General features: G+C 61.6%; 13 protein-coding genes and 2 pseudogenes. 4 read left to right on the plus strand and 11 right to left on the minus strand.

Annotated elements, in window-relative coordinates:
* Positions 1-44: 44 nt before the first annotated feature.
* The 5 genes from ACIPSK_RS23230 to ACIPSK_RS23250 all read right to left on the minus strand — a co-directional run bounded on the left by ACIPSK_RS23230 (position 45) and on the right by ACIPSK_RS23250 (position 4461).
* A complete protein-coding gene (locus ACIPSK_RS23230) occupies positions 45-1016 on the minus strand; it encodes an ABC transporter substrate-binding protein (RefSeq protein ID WP_162117967.1) in 972 nt (323 codons plus the stop codon).
* Positions 1017-1074: 58 nt separating this feature from the next.
* Positions 1075-2202: an ABC transporter permease gene (locus tag ACIPSK_RS23235; RefSeq protein ID WP_162117968.1), complete on the minus strand. Its 1128-nt coding sequence runs from the start codon at positions 2200-2202 to the stop codon at positions 1075-1077.
* A complete protein-coding gene (locus tag ACIPSK_RS23240; protein ID WP_064248347.1) occupies positions 2199-3128 on the minus strand; it encodes an ABC transporter permease in 930 nt (309 codons plus the stop codon). Before ACIPSK_RS23240 ends, ACIPSK_RS23235 begins: the two co-directional genes overlap by 4 nt.
* A complete protein-coding gene (locus ACIPSK_RS23245) occupies positions 3125-3505 on the minus strand; it encodes an endonuclease domain-containing protein (protein WP_446532971.1) in 381 nt (126 codons plus the stop codon). The genes ACIPSK_RS23240 and ACIPSK_RS23245 overlap by 4 nt, the downstream gene beginning before the upstream one ends.
* Positions 3506-3684: 179 nt before the next feature.
* Positions 3685-4461, minus strand: coding sequence for an ABC transporter ATP-binding protein (locus ACIPSK_RS23250; RefSeq protein ID WP_003542281.1), 777 nt, complete (start codon positions 4459-4461; stop codon positions 3685-3687).
* 94 nt (positions 4462-4555) lie between these two features.
* Between ACIPSK_RS23250 and ACIPSK_RS23255 the strand changes: the two genes are divergently transcribed.
* Positions 4556-4969: a cupin domain-containing protein gene (locus ACIPSK_RS23255; protein WP_018073737.1), complete on the plus strand. Its 414-nt coding sequence runs from the start codon at positions 4556-4558 to the stop codon at positions 4967-4969.
* A gap of 58 nt (positions 4970-5027) precedes the next feature.
* On the opposite strand, the gene hydA is transcribed toward ACIPSK_RS23255, so the two are convergent.
* The 3 genes and pseudogenes from hydA to ACIPSK_RS23270 all read right to left on the minus strand — a co-directional run bounded on the left by hydA (position 5028) and on the right by ACIPSK_RS23270 (position 8322).
* Positions 5028-6482 carry a dihydropyrimidinase gene (gene hydA / locus ACIPSK_RS23260; protein WP_162117970.1) on the minus strand — a complete coding sequence of 485 codons (1455 nt, stop codon included), beginning with the start codon at positions 6480-6482 and terminating at the stop codon, positions 5028-5030.
* 2 nt (positions 6483-6484) lie between these two features.
* Positions 6485-7069: pseudogene (locus ACIPSK_RS23265) on the minus strand (endonuclease domain-containing protein).
* Positions 7069-8322 carry a Zn-dependent hydrolase gene (locus ACIPSK_RS23270; RefSeq protein WP_162117972.1) on the minus strand — a complete coding sequence of 418 codons (1254 nt, stop codon included), beginning with the start codon at positions 8320-8322 and terminating at the stop codon, positions 7069-7071. The pseudogene ACIPSK_RS23265 and the gene ACIPSK_RS23270 overlap by 1 nt, the downstream one beginning before the upstream one ends.
* 276 nt (positions 8323-8598) lie before the next feature.
* Between ACIPSK_RS23270 and ACIPSK_RS23275 the strand changes: the two genes are divergently transcribed.
* The gene (locus ACIPSK_RS23275) at positions 8599-9276 is read left to right on the plus strand and encodes a TetR family transcriptional regulator C-terminal domain-containing protein (protein WP_162117973.1); all 678 of its coding nucleotides are present in this window, start codon (positions 8599-8601) and stop codon (positions 9274-9276) included.
* A 4-nt stretch (positions 9277-9280) separates the two neighbouring features.
* Here the strand turns inward: ACIPSK_RS23275 and ACIPSK_RS23280 are convergent.
* A pseudogene (locus tag ACIPSK_RS23280) lies at positions 9281-9487 on the minus strand (hypothetical protein); the annotation flags it as partial.
* Positions 9488-9491: 4 nt separating this feature from the next.
* Positions 9492-10391: a LysR family transcriptional regulator gene (locus tag ACIPSK_RS23285; protein WP_162117974.1), complete on the minus strand. Its 900-nt coding sequence runs from the start codon at positions 10389-10391 to the stop codon at positions 9492-9494.
* A 101-nt stretch (positions 10392-10492) separates the two neighbouring features.
* Here ACIPSK_RS23285 and ACIPSK_RS23290 point away from each other — a divergent pair, with 101 nt between their 5' ends.
* Positions 10493-11515, plus strand: a complete 1023-nt coding sequence (locus tag ACIPSK_RS23290) for a zinc-dependent alcohol dehydrogenase family protein (RefSeq protein ID WP_162117975.1) — start codon at positions 10493-10495, stop codon at positions 11513-11515.
* 56 nt (positions 11516-11571) lie between these two features.
* Here ACIPSK_RS23290 and ACIPSK_RS23295 read toward each other — a convergent pair whose 3' ends face one another.
* A complete protein-coding gene (locus ACIPSK_RS23295) occupies positions 11572-11982 on the minus strand; it encodes a rhodanese-like domain-containing protein (RefSeq protein ID WP_162117976.1) in 411 nt (136 codons plus the stop codon).
* A gap of 67 nt (positions 11983-12049) precedes the next feature.
* Here ACIPSK_RS23295 and ftrA point away from each other — a divergent pair, with 67 nt between their 5' ends.
* Positions 12050-13051 carry a transcriptional regulator FtrA gene (gene ftrA, locus ACIPSK_RS23300; protein ID WP_162117977.1) on the plus strand — a complete coding sequence of 334 codons (1002 nt, stop codon included), beginning with the start codon at positions 12050-12052 and terminating at the stop codon, positions 13049-13051.
* The last annotated feature ends 59 nt before the right edge of the window (positions 13052-13110 follow it).

The following is a 13110-nucleotide window of genomic DNA, read 5'->3' on the forward strand; positions in this document are numbered from 1 at the left end:
CGCGGAAAATCTCCCGCGCGTTTCGCTTCGCCGCGTTGACGAACCTACTTGGAAGCGGCGTCGGTGATGTCGTGCGTCCAGGCGCCCGACGGCTCCTTGCTGATGATCTTCTGGTCGAGCAGCGCCTTTGCGGTGCGGGCATAGAGTGCCTCGTCCAGCTTGCCGGAGCTGTCGCCGACCAGCTTGGCGACTTCACCCATCATACGCTTCTGATGGTTCTCGTCCTGGCCGCCGTTGTCCATGACGATCTCGGCGGCTTCGTCGGGATTCTTGGTGGCATATTTCCAGCCCTTCATCGAAGCGCGGACGAACTTGACCATCTTCTTCTTGAAGGCGGGGTCCTTCAGCTTGTCTTCCATCGCATAGAGACCGTCTTCAAGAAGGTCGTTGCCCATTTCAGTGTAGTTGAAGACCGTCAGTTCTTCCGGCTTGAAGCCGGCATCGATCGCCTGCCAGTATTCGTTATAAGTCATGACGGAGATGCAGTCCGCCTGCTTCTGGACAAGCGGCTGCACGTCGAAGCTCTGCTTCAGCACGGTGACGCCGTTCGGACCGCCTTCTGTGGACAGGCCGAGCTTGTTCATCCAGGCGAAGAAGGGATACTCGTTGCCGAAGAACCAGACGCCGAGCGTGTGGCCCTTGAAGTCGGCTTCGGTCTTGACCGGGCCATCCTTGCGGCAGACCATTTCCAGGCCCGCCTTCTGGTAGGGTTGGGCGATGTTAACGAGCGGAACGCCCTTTTCGCGGGCAACAAGGGCGCCGCCCATCCAGTCGACGATGACATCGGCGCCACCGCCGGCGATCACCTGCTCGGGGGCGATATCAGGGCCACCTGGCTTGATGTCGACGTCAAGGCCTTCTTCCTTATAGAAGCCCTTTTCCTTGGCGACGTAGTAACCGCCGAACTGGCTCTGCGTGACCCATTTCAGCTGCAGCACCACCTTGTCGGCGGCCATGGCATGGGCCGATGCAAGCGACATCGCGCTCGCCATCATTGCAACCATCAACTTTCTCATTTTCTTATCCTTACCCTCTGAAGTTATGCCCGGACCCGTTTCTGGAGCCCGCGCGCGCCTAGCCACCACGGATAGACGGATGCCAGAACGTCACCGCCCGTTCGGTCAGGGCGATGATGCCATAGAAGATCGAGCCGGCCAGCGCCGCGACGGCGATTTCCGCCCAGACCATGTCGACATTCATGCGGCCGATCTCGGTGGAGATGCGGAAGCCCATGCCGACGATCGGCGTTCCGAAGAATTCCGCAACGATGGCACCAATCAGCGCCAGCGTCGAGTTGATCTTCAGTGCGTTGAAAATGAAGGGCATTGCTGAGGGAAGCCTGAGCTTCAGCAGCGTCTGCCAATAGCCGGACGCATAGGTGCGCATCAGGTCGCGCTCCATGTTCCCTGAGGCGGCAAGGCCGGCGACGGTATTCACCAGCATGGGGAAGAAGGTCATGATGATGACGACGGCGGCCTTCGACGGCCAATCGAAGCCGAACCACATGACCATGACAGGGGCGACGCCGATGATCGGCAGGGCCGAAACCATGTTGCCGATCGGCAGAAGGCCGCGGCGCAGGAAGGCGATGCGGTCGGCCAGCACCGCGACGACGAAGCCGCTGAGGCAGCCGACGATATAACCGATCAGCACCGCCTTGAAGATCGTCTGTCTGACGTCTGCGCCGAGGATCGGCAGCGATGCCATGAACCGCGCGCCGATGGCGCTCGGCGGCGGCAGCAGGATGAAGGGAACGCCGGCGCCACGCGTGACCGCCTCCCAGAGAATGAGGATCCAGGCGCCGAAGATCGCTGGGATCAGGAGCTGGAGTGCCGACTTGCCGGACGTTTTGACGGGCTGCATTTTCGACAGCTCGGTGACGCATCGCCAGGCAAGCAGCCAGCAGGCGAACAGCAGCAGGAAGAAGGCCCGCGTCGCCGCACCATCGTTGCCGGAAAGAGCCGAAAGCAGCATCCAGGCGGCGCCATGCGCGCCGATAAACAGCACGGTGGCCCGATAGGCCGGCGGCTGCGGCGCTAGAGACAGCAGGGCAGCCGCGATGACGATGATGAAAATGAGGCTTGCCGTGCCATCGGTGAGGGGTCGCGTCGCGCCGTCGGCCAGGAGCGGCAGGGCCATCAGTGCTCCGATGCAGAGGAGGAGAGCAACCACGCCTTGCCAGGTGAAGGTCAAATGTCTCATGCCGGCCTCCCGCCCATGGCGCGGTCAACGATTTTCGCCGCAACGCCGACAATCGCGACCAGGATGCCGGCAAGCAGCGATCCGGCGACGAGGGCCGCCCAGATATCGATGGTCTGGCTGTAATAGGAGCCGGCGAGCAGCTTCGAGCCGATGCCGGCGACAGCACCCGTCGGCAACTCGCCGACGATGGCGCCGACGAGGCTGGCGGCAATCGCTACCTTCATCGAGGTGAAGAGGAAAGGGATCGAGGCTGGAACGCGCAGCTTCCAGAAAGTCTGCATAGGGCTGGCATAATAGGTGCGCATCAGGTCGAGATGCATGATCTCAGGCGAACGCAACCCTTTCACCATGCCGACGGCGACCGGAAAGAAGGAGAGGTAGGTGGAGATCAGCGCCTTCGACACGAGCCGGGAAGCGTCGGAATCGAGATTGAGGAGATGTGCAATAGCATTGTCGCCGGTCAGCACGTTATAGGAGATGATGACGATCATCGGTGCGATGGCGAGGATCGGTATGGTCTGGCTGGCCACCAGCCAGGGCATCAGCGAGCGGTCCATGGCGCGGTTGTGGACGATCAGCACGGCGAGAAGGATGCCGAGCAGCATGCCGAAGCCAAAGCCGAGCAGGGTGGAGGAGAGCGTTACCCAGCTGTGATAGACGAGGCTGCGGTTGCTCGAAAGGCTGCGCAGAAATGTGTTCTCGTAGACGTTTTGCGCCACCTGATGCGGCGCCGGCAGGACCGGCTTCGGCTGCGCCAGCGTCTTGCCGATGAATTCGAGGGTCGAAGGTGTGACGCCGGCGCGGCCGTCCATGTCGCGCTGGAACGGCGCGTTCATGAGGATGGCGGCGACATACCAGATGACGACGAGGGCCAGCAGGATGGTGGTGACCGGGACGATCTTGTCCTTGAAGGTGTCGGGTTTCATGCCAAAGGCTCCTTCAAGAATGGCGCGGCATATTTCTCGACGGTGAGAAACACGTAATCGGGTCCATCAAGTACTTGGGCATTGTCGAAGCGCAGCACTTTGAAACCCTCGTTGCGCAGGAATGCATCCCTGGCAAGATCGTGGCGGCGGCCGTCGGCAGTCTCGTGGCTGTCACCGTCGACCTCGCCGATCAGTCGTGCTGAAAGCCAGGCGAAATCGGCGATATAGGGGCCTATCGGCGTCTCGCGCCTGAATCGGGCGCCATACGGCCTGAGATCGCGAAGCATATCCCACATGGCAGCCTCCGCCTTTGTCAGCTCACGGCGGAGCCGTTTTGCCGTTTGGCGGGTTTTGAGGGTGATGTTTGAGTGTGGCATCTAGACCCCTCCCCAACCCCTCCCCACAAGGGGGAGGGGCAAGCTCGCGGCGCTCGGCGAATTCTCTTTCCACCGTTGCGGATGAGTAGCGAGGTTGCCAAAGAATTCGGCGCTCAAGCCCCTCCCCCTTGTGGGGAGGGGTTGGGGAGGGGTCTTGCCAAACAACACGCGCCCGCTCCTCATGCGTGCCCCGTCCTCAGTCCCTCGCGAACGCGGTGGGCAATCTCCAGGAACTCGGGGGTTTCGCGGATGTCGAGTGGGCGCTCGGCCGGCAGGGTCGAGTCGATCACATCGGTCACCCGGCCCGGTCGCGGAGACATCACCACGATCTTGGTCGAGAGATAGACCGCCTCGGGGATGGAATGGGTGACGAAGCAGATCGTCTTGTTCGTACGGGTCCAGAGTTTCAGCAGCTCTTCATTCAGATGGTCGCGGACGATCTCGTCCAAGGCGCCGAAGGGCTCATCCATCAGCAGCAGGTCCGCGTCGAAGGCGAGTGCGCGGGCGATCGAGGCCCGCTGCTGCATGCCGCCGGAAAGCTGCCAGGGGAATTTCTTCTCGAAGCCCGAAAGACTGACGAGATCGAGCGCTTCGGCGATGCGCCGCGTCCGCTCGGCGCCGGAATAGCCCATAATCTCCAAGGGCAGAGCGATGTTGTTTTCGATGGTGCGCCAGGGATAGAGCGCCGGCGCCTGGAAGACATAGCCATAGGCGCGGGCCTTGCGAGCCTCCTCCGGCGTCATGCCGTTGATCGAGATCTCGCCCGAGGTGCTCTTTTCGAGATCGGCGATGACACGCAGGAAGGTGGTCTTGCCGCAGCCCGACGGGCCGATGAAAGAGACGAAATCGCCCTTGCGAACATCGAGATTGACATTGCTCAGTGCACTCACCGGGCCATCATTGGCCTGGTAGGTGAGACAGAGATCCTTGGCGGATACGACGGAGGGTGCTTGCATCAATGCGACCAGTCTTGTTTTCCCCGCTTGAACGCGGTTTGCGTGCTATCATTACCGCCGGTTTTATCGACGACACACTCCATGGAGGATGAGGATGGACGTGACATCAAAGCCCACCTGCCACATCGTTCGCCCCAATCATGCCTATGACGGCAAGCAGGGGCTGAGCTATTTCGCAGGCATCGCCGCCGAAACGGTCGGCGCCAAGGGCATCTGCATGCATCTTTTGACGATCCCGCCCGGCGTGCGCGCCAAGGCGCATCTGCACGAGGCGCACGAGACGGCGATCTACATGCTCTCCGGCGAGGCTCATACCTGGTACGGAGACCGGCTCGAGCATCACGTCATCGTTCATGCCGGCGAACTTTTCTATATCCCGGCCGGCGTGCCGCACCTGCCGGCCAACCTCAGCAGCACGCCGTGCACAGCGATCATCGCGCGCACCGATCCGAACGAGCAGGAAAGCGTCGTGCTTCTGCCGGAGTTGGACGCTTTGGTGCCGGCGTGAGGTCATTGGCATAGAGGCAGCGGTCCCCGATTGATGGCCGTATCGTCATGCGCCATCGTCATACGCCGCTTGCCGGAATGCCGCTACGCGTCACCTTGCGCGGTGCGGTGATATCCTTCCACTGGGAAAGCGCCTTGCTGACGGCCGTGACCGGCTCGCGCCTGACGAATTCGCCGTGGCCCTGGCGGGTCTTGATCGCGCCTTCCTCGATCGCGAGGACGCCGCGCGTCAGCGTATAGCGCGGCAGGCCGGTCACTTCCTTGCCTTCGAAGACGTTGTAGTCGATCGCCGACTGCTGGGCTTTGGACGAAATGGTCTTGGAACGTTGCGGGTCCCAGACGACGATATCGGCATCGGCGCCGACAAGGATCGCGCCCTTCTTGGGATAGATGTTGAGGATCTTGGCGATGTTGGTCGATGTGACGGCGACGAATTCGTTCATCGTCAGCCGCCCGGTGTTGACACCATGCGTCCAGAGCATCGGCATGCGGTCTTCGAGGCCGCCGGTGCCGTTCGGGATCTTGGTGAAATCGCCAACGCCGAAGCGCTTCTGCGCCGTGGTGAAGGCGCAATGGTCAGTGGCGACGACCTGCAGCGAGCCGGAGGCGAGACCTGCCCAGAGCGAATCCTGATGCTGCTTGTTGCGGAAGGGCGGCGACATCACCCGGCGGGCCGCATGATCCCAGTCGGGATTGGAATATTCGCTCTCGTCGAGCGTCAGGTGCTGGATCAGCGGTTCGCCATAGACGCGCATGCCCTTGCTGCGCGCACGGCGGATCGCCTCGTGCGCTTGTTCGCAAGAGGTGTGGACGATATAGACCGGGCAGCCGGCCATGTCCGCGATCATGATGGCGCGGTTGGTCGCCTCGCCCTCGACTTCGGCCGGGCGGGAATAGGCGTGCGCCTCGGGGCCGTTATTGCCTTCGGCGAGCAGCTTTGCCGACATCGAGGCGACAACATCGCCGTTTTCGGCGTGCACCAGCGGCAGCGCGCCGAGTTCGGCGCAACGCTGGAAAGAGGCGAACATCTCGTCATCGTCGACCATCAGCGCGCCCTTATAGGCCATGAAATGCTTGAAGGTGTTGATGCCCTTGTCGCGGACGATGGTCTCCATCTCCTTGAAGACCTGCTCACTCCACCAGGTGACTGCCATGTGGAAGGAATAATCGCAATTGGCGCGGGTCGATTTGTTGTCCCACATGGTCAGCGCTTCGAGCAGCGACTGGCCGGGAGCGGGCAGGGCAAAATCGACCACCATGGTGGTGCCGCCGGAAAGGGCGGCGCGCGTGCCGCTTTCGAAATCGTCGGAGGAATAGGTGCCCATGAAGGGCATTTCGAGATGAGTGTGCGGATCGATGCCGCCGGGCATGACGTAACAGCCGGTGGCATCCAGCGTCTCGTCGCCCGAGAGATTCTGCCCGATCTCGATGATCTTGCCGCCGTCGATTTTCACGTCAGCCTTGTAGGTGAGGTCGGCCGTGACGATGGTGCCGTTCTTGATGACTGTGGTCATGATCATTCCCCGTTCTTATCTGCAGTTTGGGCCGGCGAATAGAAGCCGAGCAGTTCTGAGCTGACCTCGATCCGGCCCTGCAAGGCAGCTAGAATCGTTTCGAGTACTGAGCGACGTTCGCGCGAGATTTCCCGATTCCAGAAGCGTAGGACGGAATAGCCATTCACATTGAGCCATTCAGTTCGGCGCTGATCCGACGTGCTATCAGCATGCTGGAAGCCGTCGAATTCGACGATCAATCGCTGTTCACGACAGAGGAAATCGACGATGAATGGGCCGAGGGGAACTTGCCTTGCAAACTTATAGCCGTTCAAGCGGCGGGCGCGGAGGTCGCTCCAGAGGTGGTATTCCTCTTCAGTTTCGTTGCGGCGAAGCGTTCTGGCCTGGTCGGTCTTGTTGATGCGATGTTTCCGGATATCCTGCTTGATAATTTTCGTCGCGCCCGGAGCCCCCTCATCCGACCCTTCGGGCCACCTTCTCCCCGCTGGGGAGAAGGGATCGGTAGACGTCGCGGCCTCCCCCTTCTCCCCTCGGGGAGAAGGTGCCCGAAGGGCGGATGAGGGGGCTCCGGGCTCGACATAAGCCATCACACCACAATCTCCGCCGTCTCGACCACCGCATGAAACAGCACATCGGCGCCCGCCATCGCCCATTCCTTGGAGATTTCTTCAGCCTCGTTATGCGAGAGCCCGCCGACGCAGGGGCACATGACCATCGTCGCAGGTGCCACTTTGGCGGCCCAGCAGGCGTCGTGGCCGGCGCCGGAGATGATGTTCATGTGGCTGTAGCCGAGCCGCTCGGCGGCTTCGCGCACCGACGTGACCAGTTTCGGATCGAAGGTGATCGGTTCGAAGTGGCCGATCGCCTCGATGGAACAGCCGACGCCGAGTGCATTGGTGATCTCAGGCGCCTTTGCCTCGATCTTTGCCCGCATGCGGTCGAGCTTCTCCTTGTCGGGCGAGCGGATGTCGACGGTGAAGACCACCTTGCCGGGTAGCACGTTGCGGGAATTCGGCGAGAAGAACACCTGGCCGACGCCGCCGACGGCACCCGGCTGTTCGCCCATCGCCACGTCCTGGACCATTTCCAGGATGCGGGCCATGGCAAGGCCGGCATTGACGCGCAGGTTCATCGGCGTCGAGCCGGTATGGGCTTCCTTGCCGGTCAGTGTGAATTCCAGCCACCAGAGGCCCTGGCAATGGGTGACGACACCGATCTGCTTTTCCTCGGCTTCGAGGATCGGTCCCTGCTCGATGTGATATTCGAAATAGGCGTGCATCTTGCGGGCGCCGACCTCTTCGTCGCCGACCCAGCCGATACGCTTCAATTCGTCGCCGAACAGATTGCCCTCGGGGTCCCTGCGATTATAGGCAAAGTCCAGGCTGTGCACGCCGGCGAAGACGCCTGACGCCAGCATGGCAGGGGCAAAACGCGCGCCTTCCTCATTCGTCCAATTGGTGACGACGATCGGATGTTTGGTCTTGATGCCGAGATCGTTCATGGTGCGCACGACTTCGAGGGCCGCAAGCACGCCGAGCACGCCGTCATATTTGCCGCCGGTCGGCTGGGTGTCGAGATGCGAGCCGACATAGACCGGCAAGGCATCGGGATCGGTGCCGGGGCGGGTGGCGAACATCGTGCCCATCCGGTCAACACCCATGGTCAAACCGGCATCGTCACACCATTTTTTGAAGAGGCTGCGGCCCTGCGCATCGGCATCCGTCAGCGTCTGGCGGTTGTTGCCGCCTGCTATGCCGGGGCCGATCTTCGCCATGTCCATGAGACTGTCCCAGAGACGGTCGCCATTGACGCGCATGTTCTCGCCTGGTGCTGCCACCATTCTTTATGCCCTCACCTGTTTGCAGCGGTCATGCAAAGAGGCATGCCCGCTCGTTCCCGTGGTCCTTTCCTGCGCCCCCTTATTGGTTTTGTCGAGCGCCGGAAAATCGCCAGTTGCCTTTGTTTTACATCTGACGGATAATTTGACCGATTGGTAAACATTACAACTTCCACCGCCGGGCTCAAGACGAAAATCACGAAAATTGCCGATAAAAATGCGGGCAGTTGCTCAAGGAAGCGGCGAGGGTCGTCCCCAACGCAAACTTGAGCGAAGAAGTTGAATTTCAAGGGGAAACGACAGCCTGTGACAATACCGAGAGCAGCGAAAACCCTGAGGCGGACGCGAATCCAGGAAGAGAAGGAAGAGCAGATCCTGGAAGCTGCCCTCGATGTGTTTTCGGCAAGCGGCTTTCGCGGCTCGACAATCGACCAGATTGCCGAAGTGGCCGGCATGTCGAAACCCAACCTGCTCTATTATTTCCGCACCAAGGAAGCCATGCACCGGGCGCTGATCGACCGGGTGCTCTATACCTGGCTGGAGCCGTTACGGGCTTTCGACGCCGAGGGTAATCCGGAAGAAGAAATCCGCAGCTACATCCGACGCAAGCTGGAGATGGCCCGCGATTTTCCCCGCGAGAGCCGGCTCTTCGCCAACGAGGTGCTGCAGGGCGCGCCACATATCGAAGACGAGTTGAAGGGGCCGCTGAAGGAACTGGTCGACGAGAAGGCGGAGGTCATCCGCGCCTGGGCGAAATCAGGCAAGATCGTCAAATGCGATCCCTATCACCTGATCTTCTCCATCTGGTCGACGACGCAGCATTACGCGGATTTCGACGTTCAGGTGCGTGCCGTGCTGGGGCAGGAACATTCGGGTGAGGGGCGCTTCGAGGATGCGGCGCGGTTTCTGGAACAGCTCTTCATCGGTGGGCTGCGACCGGATTCCCTTGGAGGATGAGGCTTTACCCTCTCCTCGGAAGCGGCACCCGGGCAAGAATATGCGTCATGCCCTCCATCGTATAAGGCTTCTGCAGCACGGGCGCGTCGGAGTGGCTACTCGCCTGAGTGATGCCCTCCCCATACCCCCTGGCGAAAACGAAGGGCACGCCGTCAGCAGCCAGTCGATCGACAATCCCGAAACTCATCTCATCGCCAAGATCGACGTCGAGCGCTTCAGCCCATCATTGCCGGCAGTCCCGCAGCGAGCGTATCGATCGCGAGCCGCACCTTCGGCAGCATGACCGGTGAGCGGAGCCAAACGGCATGGGCATCGGAGATATTGGGCGGTTCGTGCTTCAATACCTGAATGAGCCGGCCTGCCAGCACCTCCTCGCGGACCAGCCAGCAGGGCAGCCAGGCAAGACCGCGCCCGGCGACGGCGGCATCGGAAATCGAAGCGAGGTCGTCGAGCCGCAGTCGCGCCTTTGGCACCAGCCGCCGCCCGGGATCAGTCGCAGTCGGAAAGATCCAACCCTTGTCATCATCGCCCCGCCTGTAGACGATGCCCTCATACCTCGGAACATCGAAGACCGTCTGCGGTGCGCCATGTTTTTCCAGATAGGCGGGCGATGCGCAGACCGTCATGCGCTGGCGCGCGATCGCCCGGGCCATCAGATCCGGATTGTCCTTCAGCGGCCCGTTGCGGATGACAAGATCGAACCCGTCCTCGAGCAGGTCGACGATACGGTCGTTGAAGGAAAGGTCGAGTTCGAGGTTCGGATGTTCATCGAGCAGGCGTGCGAGGATCGGCGCGATGCAGTGGCGGCCGAAAAGCACGGGCATCGAGATGCGCAATCGGCCGCGCACGTCACGCCGGCCGGATTCCAGCATGGCTTCCCCGAGCCGGATTTCCTCGACCGCCCGCAGGCAGCGCTCGTAGAAGAAGCGGCCTTCCTCGGTAAGGCTCTGCATGCGTGTCGTACGGTTGAAGAGGCGCACGCCGAGACGCTGTTCCAGACGTGCGATCGTCTTGCCGACGGCCGAACGCGTGAGATGGAGCCGCTCGGCGGCAGCCGAAAAGCCACCTGCCTCAACGGCTTCGACAAAGATCGAGATACCCTTCAGCTGTTCCATTTGTTTCCTCTTTGGAACCATTCTGGTGAATTAATATCGCAACTGGTGCGAAATATTCAACGATATCCTTGTCCTCCCTGCAATGAACAAGGAGCAAGGCAATGCAAACAACACGGCAATGGCAGATCGACGCGGTTGGGCCGGAGCGCCAGCTGACGATCGGCGAGCGGAGGCTCGAACCGGTTTCGGGAAACAGGATTCTGGTCCGGACGGAAGCCGTTTCGCTCAATTTCCGCGACCGGCTGGTGATGGAGAGCGGCATGGGGTTGCCGCTGCAGTTTCCCTTCGTGCCGGCTTCCGATATGGCGGGGGTCGTCGAGGCAGTCGGACCGGAGGTCAGCCGTTTCAAGCCGGGCGATCGGGTCATCTCGACGTTTTCGCCCGACTGGATCGACGGACGCGGGTTAGGCGATGCGCGCACGCCGCCTTACAAGACGCGCGGCGGCTTTTATCCCGGCGTCCTCTCGCAATACACCGTGCTTTCCGAAGAATGGTATTCACGCGCGCCTAACACGCTGGATGCGGCGCAGGCGAGCACCTTGCCCTGCGCCGGGCTGACTGCCTGGTTCGCACTGATCGAACGCGGCGGTCTGAAGGCCGGCGACAAGGTGCTGGTGGAAGGCACCGGCGGGGTGGCGCTCTTCGGTCTGCAGATCGCCAAGGCGCATGGTGCGGAGGTCTTCATCACATCAGGCAGCGCCGAGAAGCTCGGCCGCGCCGTTGCCCTTGGCGCCGATCACGCGATCAATCGCCATGAGGGCGACTGGGTGGAACAACTCTATCAGTTGACCGGCGGCTACGGGGCCGATCACGTGCTTGAGATCGTCGGCGGCCCACATCTCGGCCAGGCGCTGAAGGCGGTGGCGATCAATGGCCGCATTTCCGTCATCGGCGTGTTCGAGGGATTCGAGGTTTCCGGCCCGGCCGGCCCGTTGCTGCTCAAGGCGCCTGTTGTGCAGGGCATTTCCGTCGGCCATCGCCGTGCGCTTGAAGATCTGGTGCGGGCAATCGACCAGACCGGGCTGAAGCCTGTGATCGACAAGCGTTATGCCTTCGACGAATTCCCTGAGGCGCTCGATCATCTCTATCGCGGGCCTTTCGGCAAGGTGGTCGTCGAGTTCTGACGGTCACGATTTTCCTTCTCCCCGTTGCCATAATTGCAGGGGGAGACGGGAGGCCATCATGCGGCAGCAGGGACGCCCTGTTCGAAGGCGAAGCCTTCATCGGCCCATCCGGTCATGCCGCCGATCATCAGCTTGGCCTGGAGGCCGAGATTGGCGAGGCGGAAGGCGGCCTTGTCGGCGCCGTTGCAATGCGGGCCGGCGCAATAGACGACGAAGAGTGTATCGCTTGCCCATGCCGACATTCGGTGCGCCGTCATCTTGCCGTGCGGCAGGTTGATGGCGCCGGGAATATGGGATTCCGCGAAGAGCTGCGGCGAGCGCACGTCGAGGAGAACGAAATCGACGTTGCCGGCCGCAAAGGCGGCATGCACATCCGAGCAGTCGGTTTCGAAAGCGAGCTTGGCGGCAAAGTGAGCGACAGCGGCATCCGGAGCTGCAGCAGGTGTTTGGGAAACGGGGCTTGGCATCGGTCTTCCTTTTTCTGAAGTTGCCGCCTGGTATCGCCGATGCTAGAGCTTTGCGAAATTGGCCATCATGTCTGACAGCGTAAAGATCATGCCAAACTCATTGCCGCAGCAGACGAAAGGACCGCTGGTCGCCGCACTTGCCTATGACGGGCTCTGCACCTTCGAATTCGGCATCGCCTACGAAGTCTTCGGCCTGCCACGGCCGGAAATGGGCGAAGGCTGGTATCGCTTTTCGGTCTGCGGCATCGAACCGGGTCCGCTTCGCGCAGCGGGAGGGCTGACGGTCGCAGTCGACCAGGGACTGGAAGTGCTTGACGAAGCGGACCTGATCGTCGTGCCGGGCTGGCGGTCGATCGATGCCGTCGTTCCCGAGCCGCTTGTTTCAGCGCTCAAGGCAGCGCATCAACGCGGCGCACGGATCATGTCGCTTTGCTCGGGTGTTGCCGTTCTTGCCGGGTCGGGCCTGCTAAAGAACCGCAGGGCGACGACGCATTGGCGTTATGTCGCCTCGATCGCCGCGCGTTATCCCGATATCGCACTCGATGCCGACGTTCTCTACATGGACGATGGCAGCCTGTTGACGGCGGCGGGCAGTGCTGCCGGCATCGATCTCTGCCTGCATGTGGTGCGCGGCGATTTCGGTTCGGAAGCCGCAAACAGCGTTGCAAGACGCCTCGTCGTGCCGCCGCACCGCGAAGGCGGACAGGCGCAATTCATTCACGCGCCGGTTCCCGAGGAACGCGAGGGTATCCGCTTGGGGCCGCTGATCGAATGGATGCGCGAAAACCTTTCCGAGGACCAGCCGATCAGCCTGCTTGCGAAAAGAGCGGGCATGAGCATGCGCACCTTCCAGCGGCGCTTCGAAGCGACGACGGGCCTCAGCGTCGGCGAATGGCTGCTCACGGAGCGGCTGCGGCATGCCCGCGATCTGCTGGAGAAGGAACTTGCCGTTTCGCTCGATGACATCGCCGCTGCCAGCGGCTTTGGAACACTGGCAACCATGCGGCATCATTTTCGCAGGCGGCTCGGGACAAGCCCCCATGCCTATCGAAAATCATTCGGTGGTTAGACTGGCCTGACGCTTCGAATGTTGGCGGCATGATACAACGCCGCGGATCGATCTTCTCC

The organism is Rhizobium sp. LARHSG275 (assembly GCF_052871115.1).

What these genes read in the sequence shown, in the direction of transcription:
- ACIPSK_RS23230 (WP_162117967.1), bottom strand. Translation starts at nt 1,016, where the DNA reads ATGAGAAAGTTGATGGTTGCAATGATGGCGAGCGCGATGTCGCTTGCA.
- ACIPSK_RS23235 (WP_162117968.1), bottom strand. Translation starts at nt 2,202, where the DNA reads ATGAGACATTTGACCTTCACCTGGCAAGGCGTGGTTGCTCTCCTCCTC.
- ACIPSK_RS23240 (WP_064248347.1), bottom strand. Translation starts at nt 3,128, where the DNA reads ATGAAACCCGACACCTTCAAGGACAAGATCGTCCCGGTCACCACCATC.
- ACIPSK_RS23245 (WP_446532971.1), bottom strand. Translation starts at nt 3,505, where the DNA reads ATGCCACACTCAAACATCACCCTCAAAACCCGCCAAACGGCAAAACGG.
- ACIPSK_RS23250 (WP_003542281.1), bottom strand. Translation starts at nt 4,461, where the DNA reads ATGCAAGCACCCTCCGTCGTATCCGCCAAGGATCTCTGTCTCACCTAC.
- ACIPSK_RS23255 (WP_018073737.1), top strand. Translation starts at nt 4,556, where the DNA reads ATGGACGTGACATCAAAGCCCACCTGCCACATCGTTCGCCCCAATCAT.
- hydA (WP_162117970.1), bottom strand. Translation starts at nt 6,482, where the DNA reads ATGACCACAGTCATCAAGAACGGCACCATCGTCACGGCCGACCTCACC.
- ACIPSK_RS23270 (WP_162117972.1), bottom strand. Translation starts at nt 8,322, where the DNA reads ATGGTGGCAGCACCAGGCGAGAACATGCGCGTCAATGGCGACCGTCTC.
- ACIPSK_RS23285 (WP_162117974.1), bottom strand. Translation starts at nt 10,391, where the DNA reads ATGGAACAGCTGAAGGGTATCTCGATCTTTGTCGAAGCCGTTGAGGCA.
- ACIPSK_RS23290 (WP_162117975.1), top strand. Translation starts at nt 10,493, where the DNA reads ATGCAAACAACACGGCAATGGCAGATCGACGCGGTTGGGCCGGAGCGC.
- ACIPSK_RS23295 (WP_162117976.1), bottom strand. Translation starts at nt 11,982, where the DNA reads ATGCCAAGCCCCGTTTCCCAAACACCTGCTGCAGCTCCGGATGCCGCT.
- ftrA (WP_162117977.1), top strand. Translation starts at nt 12,050, where the DNA reads ATGTCTGACAGCGTAAAGATCATGCCAAACTCATTGCCGCAGCAGACG.